Below are 20,003 nucleotides of genomic sequence, written 5' to 3' on the forward strand. Positions count from 1 at the left end.
ATTCCATTTATTTTAGCAATTTTCAACTAAATTCAAACTTTTTTTATGTATGATATATTAGTTTTAAATTTATTACAGAGGTTGTATTATTTGAGATATATTATATTGTTTTTATTTTTCTATACTTTAAGTTTTGCTTCGAATTTTGATGAAGTAAAATTAGCTTTGATTAAAGAATTTAAGACAAATTATCCGCAACTAGAAATCATTTCTTTAGATCTTAACACTCAATCAAGTTTGCCTGCTGATTTTAATCAATATATTTTTTTAAAGCTGGGTAATCATAATTTTGATAGAGCAGATGGTTTTGTAAAGGCTGAATTTAAAACTCCAGAGCAGTTTAAAAAAAATATATTTTTTAAGTATTTTTTAAAGGCAAAATTAGAGGTTTTGCAAACCACGCGCCCTATTGCGCGCAATGAAAATTTAAGTCCTGCTAGTTTTAAAATTTTAAAAATTCCTTTTGATAAAGCTCCTCAAGGTGTATTAAAAAAAGATGAAATCGCAAATTTAATAGCCAAAAGCAATATAAGAGAAAATATGATTTTAAAATATAATATGTTTAAAACCAAAACCCTTATACAAAGAAATGATTCTGTTTATGGGGTTATCAAAGATGGGGATTTAAGCATGATAATAGAATTAAAAGCCTTGCAAAGCGGGAATTTAAACCAAAGAATTCGCCTTAAAAATAAAGATGGAAAAGTCGTGCATGGTAAAGTTATTAGTAAAAATTATGTGGAGCTAAAATGAGAAAAATTTTAGTAGGTATTTGCGGGGCTAGTTCTTGTGAACTTGGTTTTTTATTGTTAAAACATTTAAAAGAAAAAGGGCAAATTTATGCCATTGTGAGTAAAAATGCAAAAATAAGCTTTACAAAAGAAAATTCTCTTTTAGAAAATATAGACTTTTTGCAACACATAAAAGATAAATTTGAGCTTGAACATGTAAATTTTTTAGATAATGAAGATATTAGTCAATGTGTTGCAAGTGGATCTTTTGGCATAGAAACGACTTTTATCACACCTTGCTCGATTAATACTTTAGCAAAAATTGCTTGTGGTATAAATGATACTTTACTTACAAGAGCTGCAGGAGTGGCTTTAAAAGAACGCAAAAAACTCATACTTGGGGTAAGGGAAATGCCCTATTCTACTTTAAATTTAGAACAAATGGCTAAACTTTCTAGCTATGGAGCTATCATCGCTCCTCCTGTAATGGCAAGTTATGCTAAGATTGATAATTTAGAAAAACTATATGAATTTATCATAGGAAAATGGCTTGATCTAGCAAATATTGAGCATAATTTATACCAAAGGTGGCAATGATGGCTAGTTGTATATACCCAGGGACATTTGATCCTATCACTAATGGACATTTAGATGTGATCGTTCGAGCTAGCAAGATGTTTGAAGAAGTAGTTGTTGCCATAGCTAAAAGTGAGAGTAAAAAGCCTATGTTTAGCTTAGAGCATAGAGAAAAAATGGTAAAAATTGCTACAAAAGACTTAAAAAATGTTAAAATTACAACTTTTGATAACTTACTAGTAGATCTTGCTAAAAATTTGCAAATAAATATCATTATAAGAGGCTTAAGAGCGGTGAGTGATTTTGAGTATGAACTGCAACTTGGTTATGCAAATCACATGCTTTGGGAAGATTTTGAAACTATATATCTTATGCCAAATTTAAAAAATTCTTTTATTTCAAGCTCTATAGTAAGATCAATTTGTGCGCATAATGGCGATGTGAGTAAGCTTGTGCCAAAAGAAATTATACCTTTATTAAAGGAGAGAGATTGTATATAGCTTTTGAAGGGGTTGATTGTGTAGGCAAAAGCACGCAAATAGAGCTTTTAAAAAAATATTTTCATAATGCATTTTTTACTAAAGAACCAGGTGGAAGTGAGCTTGGATTGCATTTGAGAAAAATTTTATTAGAAAGTAAAATGCAATTTTCTAAAAAGGCTGAGCTTTTGCTTTTTTTAGCAGATAGAGCAAATTTAATCGACATGTATTTAGCGCAGAATAAAAACAAACTTATCATTTCAGATCGTAGTTTTATCTCTAATATGGCTTATGCAAGATGTGATTTTGATCAAAATATTTTATTTGAGTTAAATTCTTTTGCCACAGGTGGATTTTTTCCACAAAAGGTTGTATTTTTGCATGGTTCTAAAGAGCTTATTGAGCAAAGACTTTCTAAAAAAGATTTAGATAGTATTGAAAAAAGAGGGATTGAGTATTTTTTAAATATACAAAAAGCTTTAGAAGAAACTTTAGAGTTTTTAAAAACTAAAATAGATATAAAAATTTTAAAATTAGATGCTTCTTTGAGTATTGAAAATTTACATGAAAAGATTAAGGAATTTATAGATGATTAATGCTTTAAAAGGAATGAAAGATTTACAAGATGGCCAAGCTGTTCTTTATGAAAAAGTAGTAAAAACTTGCGAAGAAGTAGCTAAAAACTATGGTTTTACTTTTATTAATTGTCCGCATTTAGAACTTACTAAGCTTTTTAAAAGAAGTGTTGGGGAAAGCTCTGATATAGTTGGCAAAGAAATGTATGAATTTGTTGATAAAGCAGGCAATGATGTGTGTTTGAGGCCTGAAGGGACAGCTGGAGTGGTAAGATCATACATAGAAGCTAAAATGGATAAGGCTCAAAGTGTTAAAAGATGGTTTTATCATGGCTCTATGTTTCGCTATGAAAGACCACAAAAAGGAAGATTGCGTGAATTTCATCAATTTGGAGTAGAAAGCTTTGGTGTAGCAAGTGTGTATGAGGATGCGAGTATTATTTTAATGTTAAATGAAATTTTTAAACGCTTAGAAATTCACACAAGCTTGAAAATTAATTCTTTAGGCTGTAAAGAATGTATGGGTGTATATAAAGAAAAACTCATAGCTTTTTTAAATTCTAAAGAAGGTTTTTGTGAGGATTGCTTAAGAAGAAAAGACTTAAATCCTATTAGAGTGCTTGATTGTAAAAATGATCATTGTCAAAGTTTAATCAAAAATGCACCAAAACTAAGTGAAAATTTATGCCCATGTTGTAAAAAAGATTATGAAAAATTACAAAAACTTTTAAAAGAAAATGATGTTGAGTTTGAATGTGATGAGAAATTAGTACGCGGGCTTGATTATTATTCTAAAAGTGCATTTGAGTTTGTTAGCGATGAAATCGGTGCAAAGGCTGCTGTGGCAGGTGGTGGAAGATATGATAGATTGATTGAATACTTAGATGGTAAAAGTGGCTATGGCGTGGGTTTTGCTATGGGTATAGAAAGGATTATGGCTATTTTAGAGCAAAAACAAAGCATAAAAGCTAGAGAAGGAATTTATCTTTGTGCTATGGATGAAGCTTATATAGATACTATTTTTAAATTAGCAAATACTTTAAGAAAAAAACATAAAGTGCATTTAAGTTATGAAGCAAAAAAACTTGCAAAGCATTTAAACCAAGCAGATAATGCTAATGCTAAAATCTTTTTGTGTATAGGTGAAGATGAAATGGAAAAAGAAGAGATTTTTTATAAAAATTTAGATAGTAAAGAAAATAAAAATATAAAATTAGCAAATTTGGAGAATGAATTATGATTGATTATGGTATTAATATTTGGGGTGCAAATAATTTTATCATCGAAAATGGTAAAGTATGTGTAAATCATGGTAAAAAACCTGCCATTATAGATATAGTAAATACTTTGCGCGATGATGGTTATAAGGGGCCATTATTGCTTCGTTTTCCTCATTTAATCCATAAGCAAATTGAGCAAATTTATAATAAATTTGCTAAAGCAAAAAAAGAATTTAACTATAAAGGTTCTTTTAATGCTGTGTATCCTTTAAAAGTCAATCAATATCCAGGTTTTGTAAAAAATTTAGTTAATCTAGGCAAAGAATACAACTATGGCTTAGAGGCAGGAAGTAAGGCTGAGCTTTTACTAGCTATGGCTTATAATAATGAAGGTGCTCCTATAACGGTTAATGGTTTTAAAGATAAAGAACTCATAAATATGGGCTTTATAGCGTGTGAAATGGGTCATAATATCACTTTAACTATGGAAGGGCTTAATGAGCTTGAAGCGATGATTGAAATTGCTAAAAATCGTTTTAAGCCAAAGCCAAATATAGGCTTAAGGGTGCGCTTGCATTCAGCTGGAGTAGGAATTTGGGCAAAAAGTGGTGGTATAAATTCAAAGTTTGGTTTAACATCTACTGAGCTTATTGAAGCGGTAAATCTTTTAAAAGCTAATAAACTTTTAGATCAATTTACTATGATACATTTTCATTTAGGCTCACAAATTACTGAAATTCATCCTTTGAAAAAAGCTTTAAATGAAGCGGGCAATATCTACACCGAGCTTAGAAAAATGGGGGCAAAAAATTTAAAAGCTATTAATCTTGGTGGAGGCTTAGCGGTAGAATACTCTCAGTTTAAAAACGAAACAAGTAGAAATTACACCTTAAGTGAGTATGCAAACGATGTTGTGTTTATTTTAAAAGGCATTGCAGAACAAAAAAAAGACTTAGAGCCTGATATTTTTATAGAAAGTGGGCGTTTTGTAGCGGCTAATCATGCTGTTTTGGTAGCACCTGTTTTAGAGCTTTTTTCTCAAGAATACACAGAAAGTAAGCTTTTATTAAAAGATAAAAATCCAAAACTTATCGATGAGCTTTATGATTTGTATAAAAACATTAAAGCCTCTAATGCACTTGAGTATTTACATGATAGTATTGATCATATGGAGAGTATTTTAACCTTGTTTGATTTGGGTTATGTGGATTTACAAGATCGCTCTAATAGTGAAATTTTAGTGCATTTGATTATGAGAAAAGCTATTTCTTTAGTGGGTGATCAAGCTGATTTATCGAGTTTGCAAAATGAAGTACAAGAAAAATATTTAGTGAATTTTTCAGTATTTCAGTCTTTACCTGATTTTTGGGGTTTGGAGCAAAATTTCCCTATCATGCCACTTGATAGACTCAATAAAAAACCTACAAGAAGTGCAAGTATATGGGATATAACTTGTGATAGTGATGGAGAAATTTCTTATTCTAAAGATAATCCTTTGTTTTTACATGATATTGATGTAGAAGCTGAAGATTATTTTTTAGGATTTTTCCTAGTAGGAGCTTATCAAGAAGTGCTTGGTATGAAGCATAATCTTTTTACACATCCAACCGAAGCTTGTATAAGTATTAATGAAAAGGGTTTTGAAGTAGAAAGCGTGCTAGAGGCTCAATCTATTTTAGATACCTTAGAAGATCTTGATTATGATATTCATGCAATTATGGATAATATTAATGAAAAAATTTATACTTCAAAACTTGTTAATGAAAATCAAAAAAAGCATATTTTGGGTGAAATTTATTTATTCTTAAACGATAATGGATATTTAAAAAGCATAGGTTCTAAATGAGTATTTTCAAACTAATCAAAGAAGATTTTTCTATGCCAAAGCAAAAAGATCCTGCATATAGATTTTGGGTGGAATTAGTTTTTAACTATCCTGGTGTTTGGGCTGTGGTAAATTATCGCTTTGCACATTTTTTTTACCAAAAAGGTTTTAAAAAAATAGCAAGGATTATTAGTGGAATTTCTCAGTTTCTTACTGGAGTTGATTTACACCCTGGGGCACATTTAGGTAGAAGGATATTTATAGATCATGCAAGTGGGGTTGTGATTGGTGAGACTTCTATTATAGGTGATGATGTTTTGATTTATCAAGGTGTTACTTTGGGTGGAACGAGTTTAGATAAAAATACCAAAAGACACCCCACTATAGAAGATGGTGTGATTATAGGTTCTGGTGCTAAAATTTTAGGCAATATTACTATAGGTAAAAATGCCAAAATAGGCTCAAATGCAGTTGTATTAAAAGATGTTGGACCAAATTTAACAGCTATTGGCATACCTGCTTATATTAAAGATGATTATGAAGAAAAAATCGCTAAATTAGAAGCAAGGCTTGCTATTTTAGAAGAAAAGCTAAATAAAGAGGATAAATGATAGCAATTACAGGTGGAGGCACAGGAGGGCATTTAGCTATAGCTAGATGTTTATTACAAAGTGCAAAAAAACAAGGTTTAGAGTGTATTTACATAGGAAGTGAAAATGGCCAAGATAGACTTTGGTTTGAAAACGAAAATGGCTTTTATAAAAAATACTTTCTAAGCTCTCAAGGCGTTGTTAATAAAAAAGGCTTAGTTAAGGTTCAATCGTTTTTGCATATTATAAAACTTGCAATAAAAACAAAACAAATTTTAAAAGAACATAAAATTAAAGCAGTTTTTAGTGTGGGTGGATATAGTAGTGCTCCAGGTGCTTTTGGTGCTTTAATGGCAAATATCCCACTTTTAATCCATGAGCAAAACTCAAAAATGGGAAGTTTAAATTCACTTTTAAAGCCTTTTTCTAAAGCTTTTTTTACTGCTTTTGATGATCAAATTAACAAAGCAAATACTTTCTTTTGTTCTTATCCTATTAATGAGGTTTTTTCTCAAAAAGCAAGAGTGAGAAAAGAATTAAAAAATATTATTTTTCTTGGTGGCTCTCAAGGGGCTAAATTTATAAACGATCTTGCTTTAGAAAATGCTTTATACTTTAAAGAAAAAGGCATAAATATCATTCACCAATGTGGTAAGAATGATTATGAAAGATGTAAAAAAGCTTATGAGGTTTTAAATGTTAATGTAGAGCTTTTTGACTTTGATAAAAACATTATAGATAAAATTTCTAAAGCAGATTTAGCCATATCAAGATCAGGCGCAAGCAGTCTTTTTGAGCTTAGTGCAAATTTACTTCCTTGTATTTTTATTCCTTATCCATATGCGGCTAAAAATCATCAGTATTTTAATGCTTTGTATTTAAAAGAGCGTAATTTATGTGAAATTTTAACCCAAGAAGAAAAACATCAATTTTTAAATTTGGTAGAAAATTTCTCACTAGAAGAAAAATCTTTAGCCTTGCAAGAATTAAAAAGTGAAAATGGTGCAGATTTTATGACAGAAAAAGCAAAGCAAATGGGGTTTATTTAAATAAAATACTCCCCAAACGCACCATATTTGAGCCACATTTTATAGCTAGCTCAAAGTCTCCACTCATACCCATAGAGCAAATTTTTGCCCCGTGTTTTTGTAAATTTTCATAGATTTTAAAAGTTTGCTCAAAACTTTCTTGAACTTTTTCTTCATCCATAGAGCCTATACACATAATGCCTACTAGATTTAAATTTTTACACTCTTCTTGTATTTGCAAATACTCTTCTATGGCCCTATTTTGCTCTATGCCACTTTTAGAGCTTTCATTGGCAGTATTTATTTCTAATAAAGTATCTAATTTATAATCAAGTCTTTTATCTACAGCTTTGGCGCTTTTTAAGCTATTGCAAGATTGCCAAAGTAACGGGTTTTGTTTGATTAAAAGATTGATTTTATTACTTTGAAGATTACCTATAAAATGCCATTTGATTTCTAAGTCTTGAAGTTTTTCTTTTTTTAAAGCTAAAGCTTGGACTTGATTTTCTCCAAACTCTACAACACCTTGCTTAAAAAGCTCTCGAATTTGTTCATCTTGAACATACTTGCTAGCTGCTACTAAACGCACATTTTGTTTTATGGTTTTTTCAAAAATACTTTCTAAATTCATCTTTTCCTACATCAATTCATATAATTTTTTACGCTCACTTGAGCTTCCTATGCCAAGTTGCATACGATATTTTGTGATAGTCCTACGCCCTAGTTGCACACTTGGGAATTCTTTTTGAGTGAGTTCAAGAATTTTCAAATCACTCAGAGGTTTTTTAGGATTTTCTTTTTTAATTAAATTACTAAGAAAATCTTTAATAGTTGCATTAGAAGTTTCACCATCATCAACTGCGGTGGTAAAGAAAGATTTTAAAGGTATTAAGCCTCTATCACAACTTAAGTATTTATTTGCAATTGCCCTTGAGATGGTAGAAGCATTTCTTTCAAGATCTTGCGCTAGGTCTTTAAGTTGCATAGGTTTGATATCCCCGCCCATGAAAAAATCATATTGATATTCTATAATCATAAGTCCTAGTTTATAAAGGGTAGCTTTACGCATAGCTAATGCATCGATTAAATTTTTAGCATCTTTTAAATAAGCACTTAAAAACTCATGATCTAAGCCATCTGCTTCAAAAGCAATTTCAGGGTAATAATCATCATTAATTTTAATTTTAATTTCACCATTTTCTTGATAAATAAATATATCAGGAATAATTTCCATACTCTCTTCAAAATATTCTAAAAAAGGCGGAATAGAGATTTTTTTAATTATCGCTATAGCCTTTTTATACAAAGGATCTTTGATAAAATCTTTTGCATTTTCTAAATTTAAAATTAGCATTTTGCAAAACCCATAAAGCTCATCATCTAAGTCAAAATGCTCTAATGCAAAAATAAAAGCTTCTTGATTATTTTTTGCCCCTACTCCAACGGGATCAAGGTATTTAAATCTTTGTCTGATTTTTTCTACTTCTAAAGGATCAAATTCACCTAAAATTTCCTCATCATATTCAAAATAACCTTCATGATTTAAACATTCTATGATTTTTTCAGCAATGGTTTGGGATTTTTTAGTAGGAAAAAATGGTGGTATGATTTGTTCGCTTAAAAGTTCATATACATTTTTTACTTCTAAGCTTTTTGCATCAATCATTTGCGTGGTGGTATTTTTACTAAAATATTCTTGATAATACTTGTTTTGATTGTTTGTAATGCTTGAGTTTTCTTTAATCTCTATAAAAGGATTTTCTTTAGCAAATTCATCTAAACTTTCTTTTAGATCTTCAATATTAGCTTGCAATATAGGAAGCCAAGATCTTAAGGTTTGTGATAGTTTTGCTTTTTGCGTTATAGAGGTTTTTTGTTTAAGCATTATTCAAGTCTAAACTCACTTCCAAGATAGTATTTTTTAACATCTTCATTATGTGCAATTTCATTAGCATTGCCACTAGCTAGCAACCTTCCGCTTCTAATCACATAAGCTCTATCGCAAATTGCTAGAGTTTCTCTTACATTATGATCAGTGATTAAAACACCTATATTCATAGCTTTTAAATCATTAATCAAGCTTTGAATTTCACTTACTGCGATAGGATCAACCCCAGCAAATGGTTCATCAAGGAGTAAAAATTTAGGATCACACATAAGCGATCTTGCTATCTCACAACGCCTTCTTTCACCCCCGCTTAAACTCATACCTTTTCTGTGTCTAATAGGCTCTATGCTAAGTAATTCTAGCATTTGCTCTATCTTTTGTTCCAATAAATTTTTATCCTTATATATTACTTGGGCGGCTAAAAGTAAATTTTCTTCTACGCTTAAGTCTTTGAAAACACTACTTTCTTGAGGTAAATACCCAATGCCAAGCTTTGCTCTTTTATTAAGTGGTTCTTTTGTGATATCTTGTGAGTCTAAAAACACCTGCCCACTTGTTGGCAAAATAAGTCCACATATCATATAAAAACTTGTAGTTTTTCCTGCTCCATTAGGCCCTAAAAGTCCAACAACTTCTCCGCTTTGTACTTCTAGTGAAACATCGTGTATGATTTTTGTTTTTTTAATGATTTTTTCTAAATTTCTAGCTTCTAGCTTACTCATGTATTATATACTTTCTTTTATTTTCATAAGGAATGATTTGTAAAATTATATTAAAAATTTGATATTTATCTAAGTATTTTTTTAATTTTTCATCACCCCACTCTACCAAATGCAAACCCTCTTCAAAAAAATTTTCAATCAAACCATTTTTTAAAAGTCCATCAATGCCCTCTTGATAAATATCATAATGATACATTTTACCTTGTTGAAAATCATACTCTTGCATGATAGAAAATGTAGGAGAATTAAGCGTTTTTTCTATTCCAAGAAATTGAGCATAGTTTTGCACCAAAGTAGTTTTACCACTTGCTAAATCCCCTTGAAGTAAAATAACTCCGTTTTTAGGCAAAATTTCACAAAGCTTATAAAGCTCATTTTGGCTTAAAATCATTTCTTTCATTGAATTTTTACCACATATTTTTCTTGCATAGCTTTTGGTATGCTTTTGGTTGTTGGTATGTCTAAGACTTTATAGATATTAGTATATTCTATAAATTTAATGCTTATTTCATCGCCAATTTTTACTTCTTTACTAGCTTTAACTACTTGATTGTTTATACTTACTACGCCACTTTTACACATATCTTCTGAAATAGCACGGCGCTTAGTGATATTAACTACATTTAAAAATTTATCTATTCTCATAAAAATATTTTATCAAAAAATACAAGAAAATGTTATAAAATGTCTGAATTTTTTACATTATATTAAGCTAAATTCGTTAAATTTTACAATCATTTTTTACAAAGAGGAAAGACAATGAAAAAAGATATCAAAAAAGTGGTTTTAGCATATTCTGGTGGACTTGATACAAGTATAATTTTAAAATGGTTACAAGATGAGTATAAATGTGAAGTAGTAACTTTCACAGCAGATATTGGACAAGGTGAAGAGCTTGAGCCTGCTAGAAAAAAAGCACTTTCTTTGGGCGTAAAAGAAGAAAATATTTTTATTCAAGATTTAAAAGATGAATTTGTAAAAGATTATGTGTTTCCTATGTTTAGAGCAAATGCTATTTATGAAGGAGAATATTTACTAGGTACAAGTATAGCAAGACCTTTGATAGCAAAAGCTTTAGTAGAAATAGCAAATAAAACTAATGCAGATGCTATTAGCCATGGAGCAACTGGTAAAGGAAATGATCAAGTGCGTTTTGAATTAGGTGCTTTGGCGCTAAATCCAAATTTAGCCATTATTGCTCCTTGGAGAGAATGGGATTTAAATAGCCGTGAAAAACTCTTAGCTTATGCGCAAAAACATGGTATTGATATAGCTAAAAAACCAGGTAAATCACCTTATTCTATGGATGCAAATTTATTACATATTTCTTATGAGGGTTTAGTGCTTGAAGATCCTGCGGCTAAACCTGAAGCAGATATGTGGCGTTGGGTGAAAGATTTAAAAGAAACTCCAAATGAAAGCGAAGTAATAGAGCTTGAGTTTAGCAAAGGCGATTTATGTGCTATTAATGGAGAAAAAATGTCTCCTGCGCAGCTTTTAGCAAAACTTAACGAGCTTGGTGCAAAACATGGTATAGGTCGTCTTGATATTGTCGAAAATCGCTATGTGGGTATGAAAAGTAGAGGTTGTTATGAAACTCCAGGTGGAAGCATACTTTTAAAAGCACATCGCGCTATAGAAAGTATCACTCTTGATAGAGAAGCAGCGCATTTAAAAGATGAATTAATGCCAAAATATGCAAGTTTAATTTATAATGGCTATTGGTTCTCGCCTGAAAGATTAATGCTTCAAGCCTTAATTGATGAGTCGCAAAAATATGCAAATGGTAAAGTTAAACTTGAATTATATAAAGGTAATGTAATGGTAATAGGTAGAGAAAGTGCGAATGATAGTTTATTTAGTGAGGCTTATTGTACTTTTGAAGAAGATATTGTGTATGATCAAAAAGATGCAGCAGGTTTTATAAGATTAAATGCTTTGAGATTTATCATCGCAGGTAAAAATGGAAGAAAATTTTAAAAAAGGAAAACAATGAAAGTATTATTGATTAAAGATGTAAAAAGCTTGGGAAAAGCAGGAGAAGTTAAAGAAGTAAAAGATGGATATGGACAAAATTTTTTAATTGCCAAAGGTTTTGCCAAGGCTGCTACACATGAAGTTTTAAAACAATATGAAGCAGAGCAAAAGAAAAAGGCTGAGAATTTAAGATTTGAACTTGCAAATTTGGAAAAATTAAAAGAAGAATTATCTAAAATCACTATTTGTATAGCTAAGCCTGTAGGAGCTAATGGAAGCTTGTTTGGTGGGGTTACTAAAGATGAAATCGCACACGTATTAAAGGATCAAAAAGGCATAGAGCTTGATAAAAAAAGCTTAGAATGTGATACTATAAAAGAACTTGGTGTGCATGAAATTTCAGCAAAATTAGGCCATGCAATTCATGCTGTATTTAAGCTAGAAGTTAAAGGAGAATAATGTTTCACGCAACTACAATTTTAGCTTATAAAGGTAAAAATAAGTCTGTAATTGGTGGAGATGGACAAGTAAGTTTTGGAAATACTGTTTTAAAAAATAATGCAGTTAAAATTAGAAAATTAAATAATGGAAAAGTATTAGCAGGCTTTGCAGGAAGCACTGCTGATGCTTTTAATCTTTTTGATATGTTTGAAAAACTACTTTCTAGTTCTAAGGGTGATTTATTAAAAGCTGCGATAGATTTTTCAAAAGAATGGCGTAAGGATAAATACCTAAGAAAACTTGAAGCAATGATGTTAGTATTAGATAGAAATCATATATTTTTACTTTCAGGAACTGGAGATGTAGTTGAGCCTGAAGATGGTGCTATAGCTGCTATTGGTAGTGGGGGTAATTATGCACTTTCTGCTGCAAGAGCTTTAGCTAAACACTCAAGTTTAGATGAAGAAGAATTAGTTAAAGAAAGCTTGCAAATAGCTGGTGAAATTTGCATTTATACTAATACAAATATTAAAACTTATGTAATTGAGGATGATAAATGAATTTAACTCCAAAAGAGATTGTGAAATTTTTAGATGATTATGTAATTGGACAAAAAAATGCCAAAAAAATCATAGCAATTGCTTTAAGAAATCGTTATAGAAGAATGCAGCTTAGTCCTGAACTTCAAGATGATATCATGCCAAAAAATATTTTAATGATAGGATCAACTGGGGTTGGTAAAACAGAGATTGCAAGACGCCTTGCTAAGATGATGGGGCTTCCTTTTGTAAAAGTTGAAGCAAGTAAATATACTGAAGTTGGTTTTGTTGGGCGTGATGTAGAAAGCATGGTTAGAGATTTAGCTAATGCTGCTTTAAATTTAGTAAAAAATGAAGAAAAAGAAAAAAATAAAGATAAAATTAATGAATTTATAGAAAATAAGATTTTAGAAAAACTTTTACCGCCTTTACCAAAAGGTGTTAGCGAAGAAAAACAAGAAGAATATCAAAATTCTTTAGAAAAAATGCGCGTGAAATTAAAAGCTGGTGATTTAGATGATAGCACAATAGAAGTTGAAATTTCACAAAGCGTGTTTGATACTAATCCAAATTTACCACCTGAAATGGGTGCTATGCAAGATATAGTAAAAGTTATTGGCGTGGGTAATAAAAAAGTTAAAAAAGAAATGAAAGTAAAAGATGCAAGAATAGCTTTAGCTCAAGAAGCAAGTGAGAAAATTCTTGATATGGAAAGCATTAAAGGCGAGGCTTTAAGAAGAGCAGAAAATGAAGGGATTATTTTTATTGATGAGATAGATAAAGTAGCAGTTTCAAGCTCAAATTCAAACCGCCAAGATCCAAGCAAAGAAGGGGTGCAAAGAGATTTGCTTCCTATAGTTGAAGGTAGCACTATACAAACTAAATTTGGACCTTTAAAAACTGATCATATTTTATTTATCGCAGCAGGTGCTTTTCATCTAAGTAAGCCAAGTGATTTGATTCCTGAACTTCAAGGGCGTTTTCCTTTAAGAGTTGAGCTTGATTCGCTAGATGAAGATGCTTTATATGCTATTTTAACAAGACCTAAAAATTCATTACTAACACAATACATTGAGCTTTTGAAAACTGAAAATGTAGAGCTTGTTTTTGAAGATGAGGCTATTAGAGAAATAGCAAAAATAGCAAGTAAGGCTAATGAAGAAATGCAAGATATTGGTGCAAGACGCTTGCATACGGTAGTAGAAAAACTTTTAGAAGATATTAGTTTTGAAGCAGATGAATATGCTGGAAAAGTTTATAAAATAGATGATTTTAAAGTGCAAGTTAAACTTGGAGATATCATAGAAAATAAAGATTTAGCTAGGTATATCTTGTGAAAAGTGGCTTTATAAGCATAATGGGTAGAACTAATGCGGGAAAAAGTTCTATCCTAAATTCTTTATTAGAAGAAAAAGTGGCTATGGTTTCTCATAAGCAAAATGCCACAAGAAGAAAAATTAATGCGATTATAATGCATGAAAATCATCAGCTTATTTTTATAGATACACCAGGTTTGCATGCAAGCTCTAAGGCTATGAATCAGCTTATGATTGATTTAGCGATTAAAAGCATTGCTGACTGTGATGTGATTTTATTTGTAGCTAGTATTTATGATGATATTAAAGATTATGAAAATTTTTTAAGTTTAAATCCTAAAGTACCACATATTGTTTTGATTAATAAGGTTGATTTAGTAAAAAAAGAAGTTTTGCTTAAAAAATTAAGCGAGTATTCTCAGTTTAACTCACATTTTAGTGCTATTATCCCCTATTCTGCAAAGCAAAAATTTTATAAAAAAATTCTCTTAGATGAGATGATTAAGTATTTGCCTGAACATCCGTATTATTTTGATCCTGAGTTTATTACTACAACAAATGAAAAGGACATTTATAGAGATTTTATCTTAGAAGCTATATATGAAAATTTAAGTGATGAAATTCCTTATAGCACTGAAGTCAAAATAGAAAAAATCAAAGAACTAGAGCAAATTTATTATATTAACGCTATCATCATTACAGATAGTAATTCTCACAAAGGAATGATACTAGGTAAAGATGGTGCTACAATTAAGCGTATAGGTAAAGAAGCTAGGGTTAAAATAGAAAAATTAGTAAAAAAAAAGGTAATGTTAAAATTGTTCGTTCAACTTGAGAAAAATTGGCACAAAAACGAGCAAAACCTTAAGAAAATCCTTTATGATGAGTAAAAAAGTCATCAAAAAAGATTTTCTTGCTTATGAAAAACTTTTGTATATTAAATTTGCAAATCCTATTAGCGAAGATGAAATTTTAAAAAAGAGCTTTGAGAGCTTGGTCTTAAAGATGATTTTTCTTATAAGCTAAAGTATTTTCAAGATAAATCTATTGCTCATGTATTTTTGTGTAAATATGAAGATATTCTAGATATTGATTATATAATCCCAGAACCCCTACTTTTTGAAGTATATTTTAAGAATGATACAAATAGTGAAAATCTTGTATTATTATTTAAAGAAAAATATATAGTTTTAGTGGAGTATTTAGGGTGTAATTTTCAAAATTGCAAAGTTATACCATTAAATGTTTATGATAAAATATATGAAGAAAAATTAAAAAATACCTATAAGCACATTATAAGCATAGATGATACTCAAAATCTTAGCAGTTTTGATAAATTTAATAGTAATATTTTTTACCAAAAATTGTTAAAAAATTGCGATCAAGTCAAGATTAATTTTACCAATAAAGAAAAAATAAATCATTTAAAATCTTTTAGTTTTAAAATTTTATTAGCTTTTACATGCGGGATTTTACTAGCCTTAGTTTATCCTTTGTATTTGTATACACAAAAATCATTTTATGAAAATGAGAAAACAAAATATGAAAATTTAATAAAAAAGCAAGATGATATTTTAGAACAAGTAAAAATAAATCAAAAACAAAATCAAGAGTTTAAAAAACTACAAGAAGAAAATAAGTTAAAGGTTGATTTATTACAAAAATTTTATGCAAATACACTTTGTTATAAAGATTTTTATGATTTTTTAAAGTTTTAAATTCTCATCAAGCTTATATAGAGGCTTTACATGTTAAAAATAATGATTTTATTATAGAGCTTAAAAATGACTATGAATTTTATGAAGATTTTAAAAAGTATCATTTTGTATTAAAAAATAAAGAAGTTAATAATGGAAAAATCACTCTAGTTTTTGAAAAATCTTTATAAAAATTTAGAAAATATTTTTGCTAGGTTATCTCTGGGTGGGAATTTGCATTAGCTTTGATAGTTGCTTTTGTTTTTGGTTTTTTTACGATTTATATGAGTGTTTTTGATTATTTTGAAAAGCAAATGAGGTTGTCAAAAGATGGGCCATATGTTTTACAAACAAAATACGAGCAAAAACAAGAATTGATTTCTGATTTAAAAGAAGATGAAAATATATCTTATAATGATCGCTCGTTTTTAAGTATAAATAAAGATTATCAAAGTATTTTAAAGGATATAGAAAAGAATCTTAATGGAGTTAAATCTTTGCAAATTCAAAGTTACAAAAGTCAAGATGAATATTTTACTTCTTATGAATTAAAATTGAGTTTTGTTAGTGATTTTTATTTTTTAATGCAATTTTTACAAAAACTAGATCCTTATATAAAAGTTAAAAATTTAGAGCTTACAAAATATGAAAATAAATTAAAAATTACATTAAATCTTGTTTTTGCTCTGGTATAAAAATATTTTTTTTGGTAGAATTTGTCTAAACATGGCAAGCGATCGCTTCTTTTTGAAGAGGAAAGTCCGAGCTGCAATAAGACAAGGATTCCATCTAATGGATGGCTAGGGCAACCTAAGGGAAAGTGCAACAGAAAGAAAACTACCATATTTTATATGGAAAAGGTGAAACGGTAGAGTAAGAGCCTACCAGTAGCTTTGGTAACAAAGCTAGCTATGTAAACCCAATCTGCAGCAAGAAGGGGTGGTTTTTTGTCTTATAATATAACCCTTCGCTTGAACTTGTTTGTAAAAACAAGTCTAGATAAATGATCGCTCTTGACAGAACTCGGCTTATAGCCATGTTTTACTTTATATAAGCAGAAGCTTTTTTGAGTTTTTGCAAATTTTTTGCTACTTCATCTTGCTTTTTTTTCATAAAAGCTATTGCCTCATTGGTAAGTGCTAAGGCCTCATTAGGACAATCTTTATAATCAGGTTTTTTGATAAGTTTAACTATTTTTTCTACATCTTCAGTGTAAACAGCTAGTTTAAACTCATCAATCCATTTTTTTTCACTCATTTTTGGTGTACTTCTCTCCAAGCTTCCAATAAGCCTTTTACTACATTTATTACTTCATCTACTCTTGCTTCACTATTTTCTATGTTTGCTAAAGAAAGAAGTTGTAATTCTCTAGTGTATAAGCCACTTAAATAATGTGCTACTTCGCCGCCCTTATCATAATCAAGACAATTTAACAATTCAATAAAAATAGCACTAGCTCTTTTTACATAATACACTCTTTCTTCTATATTTTCATTTTGTATAGCTATTTTTATCCTGCTTGAAAAGCGTAAAATCCCACTGTATAGCATCTCTATAAGTTTTTCTTGGGATTCTACACCAGTTTGATTTTGTGAATATGCGCTATAAACTGCACTATTTAGCATTTAAACCCTTTCTTTATTTTAAGAATTTTGATTATTTGCTGCATTAATCATATTTGCAATAACACTTGCTTGGTTATTTAGTTGTGCAATGATACCATCATATGCTGCCCATCTTGACCACATTGTATCATATCTACTTTCTATGGAAGCTTTGGTGCTTTCTATGGTTTCATTTAGATTTTTTGATTCTTTTGTTAAAGATGCTTTATAACCTCCAAATGAACCTTCAGAACTCATTATTTCACCCATGGTATTTTTTAGCATACCAAAAGTTCCAGTTTCTTCTTTATAAACTGAATATAAGGTTCTAGAACTTAAACCAAATTTTTTCAAAAATTCATTATCACCTTGAATTTCTAAGTTACTACCTGAAGTTCCTTTGATTTTAAATTGAATTTGTTGATTTTGATTGCCTTGGTTAATGATTTCAAAGCTAGCCTCTAAACCTTCTAAGCCAAAACTATTTATATGATCAACCAAATTTTTAGCTTTTTCAATATCATCTGCACCTGTTAATACAAAAGGATCTCCATTTGGAGTTTTGCTTAAATCTATGGTTGTATCATTATAAGTGATAGTAAAACTACCTTCTTTAAATGTTATATTATCTACGCCAAGATTGCTTACTCTATCACCAGCTAAATCAATATCTTCAAAACCATTACTTCCTACGAAAAATTTTTCAGCTAATTCAGGATCTTCATTAAATTTAGAGTTAAATTTTCCTGAATCAAAAGATAAAACACCATCATTTAATGTTAAACCATAATCAGCCAAAGATAAACTTACTTTAGAGGAAACTTCAATCCCTTCTGAACTTTCACTATCACCAACCGTAACAGTTCCATCTACTGTTATAGTTTGAAGTAAAATATTGTTTATCTCAGATTTTATATTATAAATTTCGCTAACACCTACGAAATTTCCTTTTGTACCTGCATCAGGATCGTACTTTGTTGCTGCGTTAAGATTTATCATTAAATCATTATAAGCAGTAGCTAAACTTTCTAAAGATTGCGCAAGTGCTTCAGTGTCTTGAGAAACGTTAAAAGTTATCTCTCCTTTTTGTTTTAATTCTAAGGTAACATCTGGAGCGATATCAGTGATAGTATTAGTTGGTCTTGTCATTTTAACACCATCTACACTAAAGATAGCGTCCATACCTTTTTGGATATGGTTTTCATTATCTGCTTTTACATTATAACCCTGCGGTGTACTTGTATCTAATTCAATACCAAATTTATCTTTCAATAATGAAGTAGCTTTGCTATCTCTAGCATAATTAGCTTGATCTATATTGCCTTCAGCATCAGTTGCATAACCACCATCAAAAAGACTTAACTGCCCGCCATTGGTAGCTCTAAAAGTAAACGATTTTCCAGTTTCATCAAGGCTTAATTCAACTTTTCCATTGGTTTGTTTTTTTAAATCTTCTGCTAAACTTTTATAAGTAGTGTTCTCGTCTATGTCAATGGTAAATCTATCATATCTTTCACCATTTTTAATAACAAAAGTAAAAGAGGTTTTTTCACCAGGACCAAGTAGTTTATCGTCAGGATTTCCACTAAATTTTCCGCTTATTTTATCTTTATTTTCTTCTCCAGCACCTGTTGGTCTAAAACCATACAAACCACCAGCGCTAATGCTATTTTTATCAAGCCCCCAACCCATAGCATTTAATAGATCTTCATCACCTGAAAAAGAAATATTATTTTTAGTTCCTGTTTCAGTACTTTGTACTACTAAGCGGTATGGATTATCTCTATCTCCTGTATTGACTATTTTAGCTTCTACTTTTCCACCTGTTGCGGCATTTATTTTTTCTGCAAGCTGAGATACAGTAGTACTTTCATCAATATCGATTTTATAATCTTTTCCATCTTGGGTAATAGTAAAAGAAGTTTTGCCATCTGTGCCTTTTATACCCAAACTACCCATTACAGTAGCAGTTTTATCTTTAAATCCATTACTTTGATACACATCTTTTTGTGCAAGTTGATCAACAATAACTTTCATGTTTGTAAGGTTGGATAAAGATCCTACTACTAAGCTTGCAGCAGCGCTATCTCCACTTACACTAGGTGATACTTTTTTCTTGTTAAATTGTGAAGCATCACCTAAGCTATTTACGGCTGTTTGAAATGCAAGTAGCTTAGCTTCAAGTTCTGCTAGGTCTTTTTGTCTTGAAGTATTAGTTTCAAGCTGTGAGTTATAAAGACCTAAATGCGCATTCATTTCTGCTTCTTTTAGCTTGTTTAATGTATCGCTTGTTAAAACTCCTGAACCTATTCCTAAACTTCCTAAACTACCTACTGCCATAATTAACTCTCCTTATCAAAAATAGTGCCAATAACACCTTGAAAATGTTCTATTAGCTTCATAACTTCCTCGCTAGGAATTTTGCGTATTAACCTACCAGTATCTTTTTCGGTTACACTAACATACATTTCATTGATTTTATCATTATATGCAAAACGAACGTTTGTTTCTAATGTTTCCATTTGATTATTAAGTTTTTCTGTTGCATTTTTCAATTTTTCATTTAAATTCTCATCTTGATTATTTAAATTAGTTTGCTGTTGATTTTCTTGAGATACTTTTCCAGTACTTTTTGTATTAAATTGTGCTGTGTTTGCATCCCTTTGAATATTTCCAATGTCCATTTTAAACTCCTTTTTAAAAGACTTTAAAATACTCTATCGACATAATTTTAAAAAACTTAATATTTAGATTAAAAATCTCTATATTATTAATAAGCAAAAAGTGTTCTCAAA

25 protein-coding genes and 1 other RNA gene are annotated in these 20,003 nt (G+C 30.0%); 17 read left to right on the forward strand and 9 right to left on the reverse strand.

Annotated elements, in window-relative coordinates; all coding sequences use genetic code 11:
- The first annotated feature begins 90 nt into the window (after positions 1 to 90).
- From flgA to murG, 8 genes are read left to right on the forward strand one after another with little or no spacing between them, the layout of a single operon-like run.
- Complete coding sequence (gene flgA / locus CAMP18498_RS01135; protein ID WP_250322311.1) at positions 91 to 753, forward strand: flagellar basal body P-ring formation chaperone FlgA; 663 nt, start codon at positions 91 to 93, stop codon at positions 751 to 753.
- Entirely contained in the window at positions 750 to 1,328 is a 579-nt protein-coding gene (locus CAMP18498_RS01140; protein ID WP_337196908.1) for a UbiX family flavin prenyltransferase, read from the forward strand. Before flgA ends, CAMP18498_RS01140 begins: the two co-directional genes overlap by 4 nt.
- A complete protein-coding gene (coaD, locus tag CAMP18498_RS01145; RefSeq protein WP_337196910.1) occupies positions 1,325 to 1,807 on the forward strand; it encodes a pantetheine-phosphate adenylyltransferase in 483 nt (160 codons plus the stop codon). The genes CAMP18498_RS01140 and coaD overlap by 4 nt, the downstream gene beginning before the upstream one ends.
- Positions 1,798 to 2,382 carry a dTMP kinase gene (tmk, locus tag CAMP18498_RS01150; RefSeq protein ID WP_337196912.1) on the forward strand — a complete coding sequence of 195 codons (585 nt, stop codon included), beginning with the start codon at positions 1,798 to 1,800 and terminating at the stop codon, positions 2,380 to 2,382. Before coaD ends, tmk begins: the two co-directional genes overlap by 10 nt.
- Complete coding sequence (hisS, locus tag CAMP18498_RS01155; protein ID WP_337196914.1) at positions 2,375 to 3,601, forward strand: histidine--tRNA ligase; 1,227 nt, start codon at positions 2,375 to 2,377, stop codon at positions 3,599 to 3,601. Before tmk ends, hisS begins: the two co-directional genes overlap by 8 nt.
- The gene (gene speA / locus CAMP18498_RS01160) at positions 3,598 to 5,427 is read left to right on the forward strand and encodes a biosynthetic arginine decarboxylase (protein ID WP_337196916.1); all 1,830 of its coding nucleotides are present in this window, start codon (positions 3,598 to 3,600) and stop codon (positions 5,425 to 5,427) included. Before hisS ends, speA begins: the two co-directional genes overlap by 4 nt.
- A complete protein-coding gene (gene cysE, locus CAMP18498_RS01165) occupies positions 5,424 to 6,017 on the forward strand; it encodes a serine O-acetyltransferase (protein WP_337196918.1) in 594 nt (197 codons plus the stop codon). The genes speA and cysE overlap by 4 nt, the downstream gene beginning before the upstream one ends.
- Positions 6,014 to 7,045: an undecaprenyldiphospho-muramoylpentapeptide beta-N-acetylglucosaminyltransferase gene (gene murG, locus CAMP18498_RS01170; protein WP_337196919.1), complete on the forward strand. Its 1,032-nt coding sequence runs from the start codon at positions 6,014 to 6,016 to the stop codon at positions 7,043 to 7,045. Before cysE ends, murG begins: the two co-directional genes overlap by 4 nt.
- Here the strand turns inward: murG and CAMP18498_RS01175 are convergent.
- The 5 genes from CAMP18498_RS01175 to CAMP18498_RS01195 are packed head-to-tail and all read right to left on the reverse strand — an operon-like array spanning position 7,038 to position 10,279.
- Positions 7,038 to 7,655, reverse strand: a complete 618-nt coding sequence (locus tag CAMP18498_RS01175) for a YggS family pyridoxal phosphate-dependent enzyme (RefSeq protein ID WP_337196920.1) — start codon at positions 7,653 to 7,655, stop codon at positions 7,038 to 7,040. The genes murG and CAMP18498_RS01175 overlap by 8 nt on opposite strands.
- A 6-nt stretch (positions 7,656 to 7,661) precedes the next feature.
- Positions 7,662 to 8,909, reverse strand: coding sequence for an RNA polymerase factor sigma-54 (locus CAMP18498_RS01180; RefSeq protein ID WP_337196921.1), 1,248 nt, complete (start codon positions 8,907 to 8,909; stop codon positions 7,662 to 7,664).
- On the reverse strand, positions 8,909 to 9,634 hold the full coding sequence (gene lptB, locus CAMP18498_RS01185; protein WP_039618272.1) for an LPS export ABC transporter ATP-binding protein: 726 nt from the start codon (positions 9,632 to 9,634) through the stop codon (positions 8,909 to 8,911). Before lptB ends, CAMP18498_RS01180 begins: the two co-directional genes overlap by 1 nt.
- Positions 9,627 to 10,034: a tRNA (adenosine(37)-N6)-threonylcarbamoyltransferase complex ATPase subunit type 1 TsaE gene (gene tsaE / locus CAMP18498_RS01190; RefSeq protein WP_337196922.1), complete on the reverse strand. Its 408-nt coding sequence runs from the start codon at positions 10,032 to 10,034 to the stop codon at positions 9,627 to 9,629. Before tsaE ends, lptB begins: the two co-directional genes overlap by 8 nt.
- Positions 10,031 to 10,279 (reverse strand): RNA-binding S4 domain-containing protein, encoded by a 249-nt coding sequence (locus tag CAMP18498_RS01195; protein ID WP_039618276.1) that lies wholly within the window; start codon positions 10,277 to 10,279, stop codon positions 10,031 to 10,033. Before CAMP18498_RS01195 ends, tsaE begins: the two co-directional genes overlap by 4 nt.
- Before the next feature lie 114 nt (positions 10,280 to 10,393).
- Between CAMP18498_RS01195 and CAMP18498_RS01200 the strand changes: the two genes are divergently transcribed.
- The 9 genes from CAMP18498_RS01200 (at position 10,394) to rnpB (ending at position 16,651) form a co-directional block, all read left to right on the forward strand.
- Positions 10,394 to 11,614 carry an argininosuccinate synthase gene (locus CAMP18498_RS01200; RefSeq protein WP_337196924.1) on the forward strand — a complete coding sequence of 407 codons (1,221 nt, stop codon included), beginning with the start codon at positions 10,394 to 10,396 and terminating at the stop codon, positions 11,612 to 11,614.
- Positions 11,615 to 11,626: 12 nt separating this feature from the next.
- Complete coding sequence (rplI, locus tag CAMP18498_RS01205; protein WP_087700593.1) at positions 11,627 to 12,070, forward strand: 50S ribosomal protein L9; 444 nt, start codon at positions 11,627 to 11,629, stop codon at positions 12,068 to 12,070.
- Complete coding sequence (gene hslV, locus CAMP18498_RS01210) at positions 12,070 to 12,612, forward strand: ATP-dependent protease subunit HslV (protein WP_039618282.1); 543 nt, start codon at positions 12,070 to 12,072, stop codon at positions 12,610 to 12,612. The genes rplI and hslV overlap by 1 nt, the downstream gene beginning before the upstream one ends.
- Positions 12,609 to 13,928, forward strand: a complete 1,320-nt coding sequence (gene hslU / locus CAMP18498_RS01215) for an ATP-dependent protease ATPase subunit HslU (RefSeq protein ID WP_133318898.1) — start codon at positions 12,609 to 12,611, stop codon at positions 13,926 to 13,928. Before hslV ends, hslU begins: the two co-directional genes overlap by 4 nt.
- Positions 13,925 to 14,797 (forward strand): GTPase Era, encoded by an 873-nt coding sequence (gene era / locus CAMP18498_RS01220; protein WP_337196927.1) that lies wholly within the window; start codon positions 13,925 to 13,927, stop codon positions 14,795 to 14,797. Before hslU ends, era begins: the two co-directional genes overlap by 4 nt.
- Positions 14,787 to 14,933 (forward strand): hypothetical protein, encoded by a 147-nt coding sequence (locus CAMP18498_RS01225; RefSeq protein WP_337196928.1) that lies wholly within the window; start codon positions 14,787 to 14,789, stop codon positions 14,931 to 14,933. Before era ends, CAMP18498_RS01225 begins: the two co-directional genes overlap by 11 nt.
- A gap of 35 nt (positions 14,934 to 14,968) precedes the next feature.
- Positions 14,969 to 15,625, forward strand: coding sequence for a hypothetical protein (locus CAMP18498_RS01230; protein WP_337196930.1), 657 nt, complete (start codon positions 14,969 to 14,971; stop codon positions 15,623 to 15,625).
- 224 nt (positions 15,626 to 15,849) lie between these two features.
- Positions 15,850 to 16,299, forward strand: a complete 450-nt coding sequence (locus tag CAMP18498_RS01235; protein ID WP_337196931.1) for a hypothetical protein — start codon at positions 15,850 to 15,852, stop codon at positions 16,297 to 16,299.
- A 26-nt stretch (positions 16,300 to 16,325) separates the two neighbouring features.
- Positions 16,326 to 16,651: RNase P RNA component class A (gene rnpB / locus CAMP18498_RS01240), an RNA gene on the forward strand.
- Here rnpB and CAMP18498_RS01245 read toward each other — a convergent pair.
- From CAMP18498_RS01245 to CAMP18498_RS01260, 4 genes are read right to left on the reverse strand one after another with little or no spacing between them, the layout of a single operon-like run.
- Positions 16,646 to 16,882 (reverse strand): hypothetical protein, encoded by a 237-nt coding sequence (locus tag CAMP18498_RS01245; protein WP_337196933.1) that lies wholly within the window; start codon positions 16,880 to 16,882, stop codon positions 16,646 to 16,648. The two genes, rnpB and CAMP18498_RS01245, sit on opposite strands and share 6 nt — an antisense overlap.
- Positions 16,858 to 17,229, reverse strand: a complete 372-nt coding sequence (fliS, locus tag CAMP18498_RS01250; protein ID WP_263663313.1) for a flagellar export chaperone FliS — start codon at positions 17,227 to 17,229, stop codon at positions 16,858 to 16,860. Before fliS ends, CAMP18498_RS01245 begins: the two co-directional genes overlap by 25 nt.
- An 18-nt stretch (positions 17,230 to 17,247) precedes the next feature.
- Positions 17,248 to 19,548 carry a flagellar filament capping protein FliD gene (gene fliD / locus CAMP18498_RS01255; RefSeq protein ID WP_337196935.1) on the reverse strand — a complete coding sequence of 767 codons (2,301 nt, stop codon included), beginning with the start codon at positions 19,546 to 19,548 and terminating at the stop codon, positions 17,248 to 17,250.
- 2 nt (positions 19,549 to 19,550) lie between these two features.
- The gene (locus CAMP18498_RS01260) at positions 19,551 to 19,892 is read right to left on the reverse strand and encodes a FlaG family protein (RefSeq protein WP_263679419.1); all 342 of its coding nucleotides are present in this window, start codon (positions 19,890 to 19,892) and stop codon (positions 19,551 to 19,553) included.
- Between the last annotated feature and the right edge of the window lie 111 nt (positions 19,893 to 20,003).

The organism is Campylobacter sp. W0066.2, assembly GCF_024723515.1.
Taxonomy (GTDB): Bacteria; Campylobacterota; Campylobacteria; order Campylobacterales; family Campylobacteraceae; genus Campylobacter_D.

Coding starts and splice junctions, on each gene's coding strand:
- lptB (WP_039618272.1), bottom strand. CDS start 9,634: ATGAGTAAGCTAGAAGCTAGAAATTTAGAAAAAATCATTAAAAAAACA.
- hslU (WP_133318898.1), top strand. CDS start 12,609: ATGAATTTAACTCCAAAAGAGATTGTGAAATTTTTAGATGATTATGTA.
- tsaE (WP_337196922.1), bottom strand. CDS start 10,034: ATGAAAGAAATGATTTTAAGCCAAAATGAGCTTTATAAGCTTTGTGAA.
- speA (WP_337196916.1), top strand. CDS start 3,598: ATGATTGATTATGGTATTAATATTTGGGGTGCAAATAATTTTATCATC.
- CAMP18498_RS01200 (WP_337196924.1), top strand. CDS start 10,394: ATGAAAAAAGATATCAAAAAAGTGGTTTTAGCATATTCTGGTGGACTT.
- CAMP18498_RS01175 (WP_337196920.1), bottom strand. CDS start 7,655: ATGAATTTAGAAAGTATTTTTGAAAAAACCATAAAACAAAATGTGCGT.
- CAMP18498_RS01140 (WP_337196908.1), top strand. CDS start 750: ATGAGAAAAATTTTAGTAGGTATTTGCGGGGCTAGTTCTTGTGAACTT.
- hslV (WP_039618282.1), top strand. CDS start 12,070: ATGTTTCACGCAACTACAATTTTAGCTTATAAAGGTAAAAATAAGTCT.
- CAMP18498_RS01180 (WP_337196921.1), bottom strand. CDS start 8,909: ATGCTTAAACAAAAAACCTCTATAACGCAAAAAGCAAAACTATCACAA.
- coaD (WP_337196910.1), top strand. CDS start 1,325: ATGATGGCTAGTTGTATATACCCAGGGACATTTGATCCTATCACTAAT.
- fliS (WP_263663313.1), bottom strand. CDS start 17,229: ATGCTAAATAGTGCAGTTTATAGCGCATATTCACAAAATCAAACTGGT.
- fliD (WP_337196935.1), bottom strand. CDS start 19,548: ATGGCAGTAGGTAGTTTAGGAAGTTTAGGAATAGGTTCAGGAGTTTTA.
- CAMP18498_RS01260 (WP_263679419.1), bottom strand. CDS start 19,892: ATGGACATTGGAAATATTCAAAGGGATGCAAACACAGCACAATTTAAT.
- cysE (WP_337196918.1), top strand. CDS start 5,424: ATGAGTATTTTCAAACTAATCAAAGAAGATTTTTCTATGCCAAAGCAA.
- murG (WP_337196919.1), top strand. CDS start 6,014: ATGATAGCAATTACAGGTGGAGGCACAGGAGGGCATTTAGCTATAGCT.
- hisS (WP_337196914.1), top strand. CDS start 2,375: ATGATTAATGCTTTAAAAGGAATGAAAGATTTACAAGATGGCCAAGCT.
- CAMP18498_RS01195 (WP_039618276.1), bottom strand. CDS start 10,279: ATGAGAATAGATAAATTTTTAAATGTAGTTAATATCACTAAGCGCCGT.
- CAMP18498_RS01225 (WP_337196928.1), top strand. CDS start 14,787: ATGATGAGTAAAAAAGTCATCAAAAAAGATTTTCTTGCTTATGAAAAA.
- rplI (WP_087700593.1), top strand. CDS start 11,627: ATGAAAGTATTATTGATTAAAGATGTAAAAAGCTTGGGAAAAGCAGGA.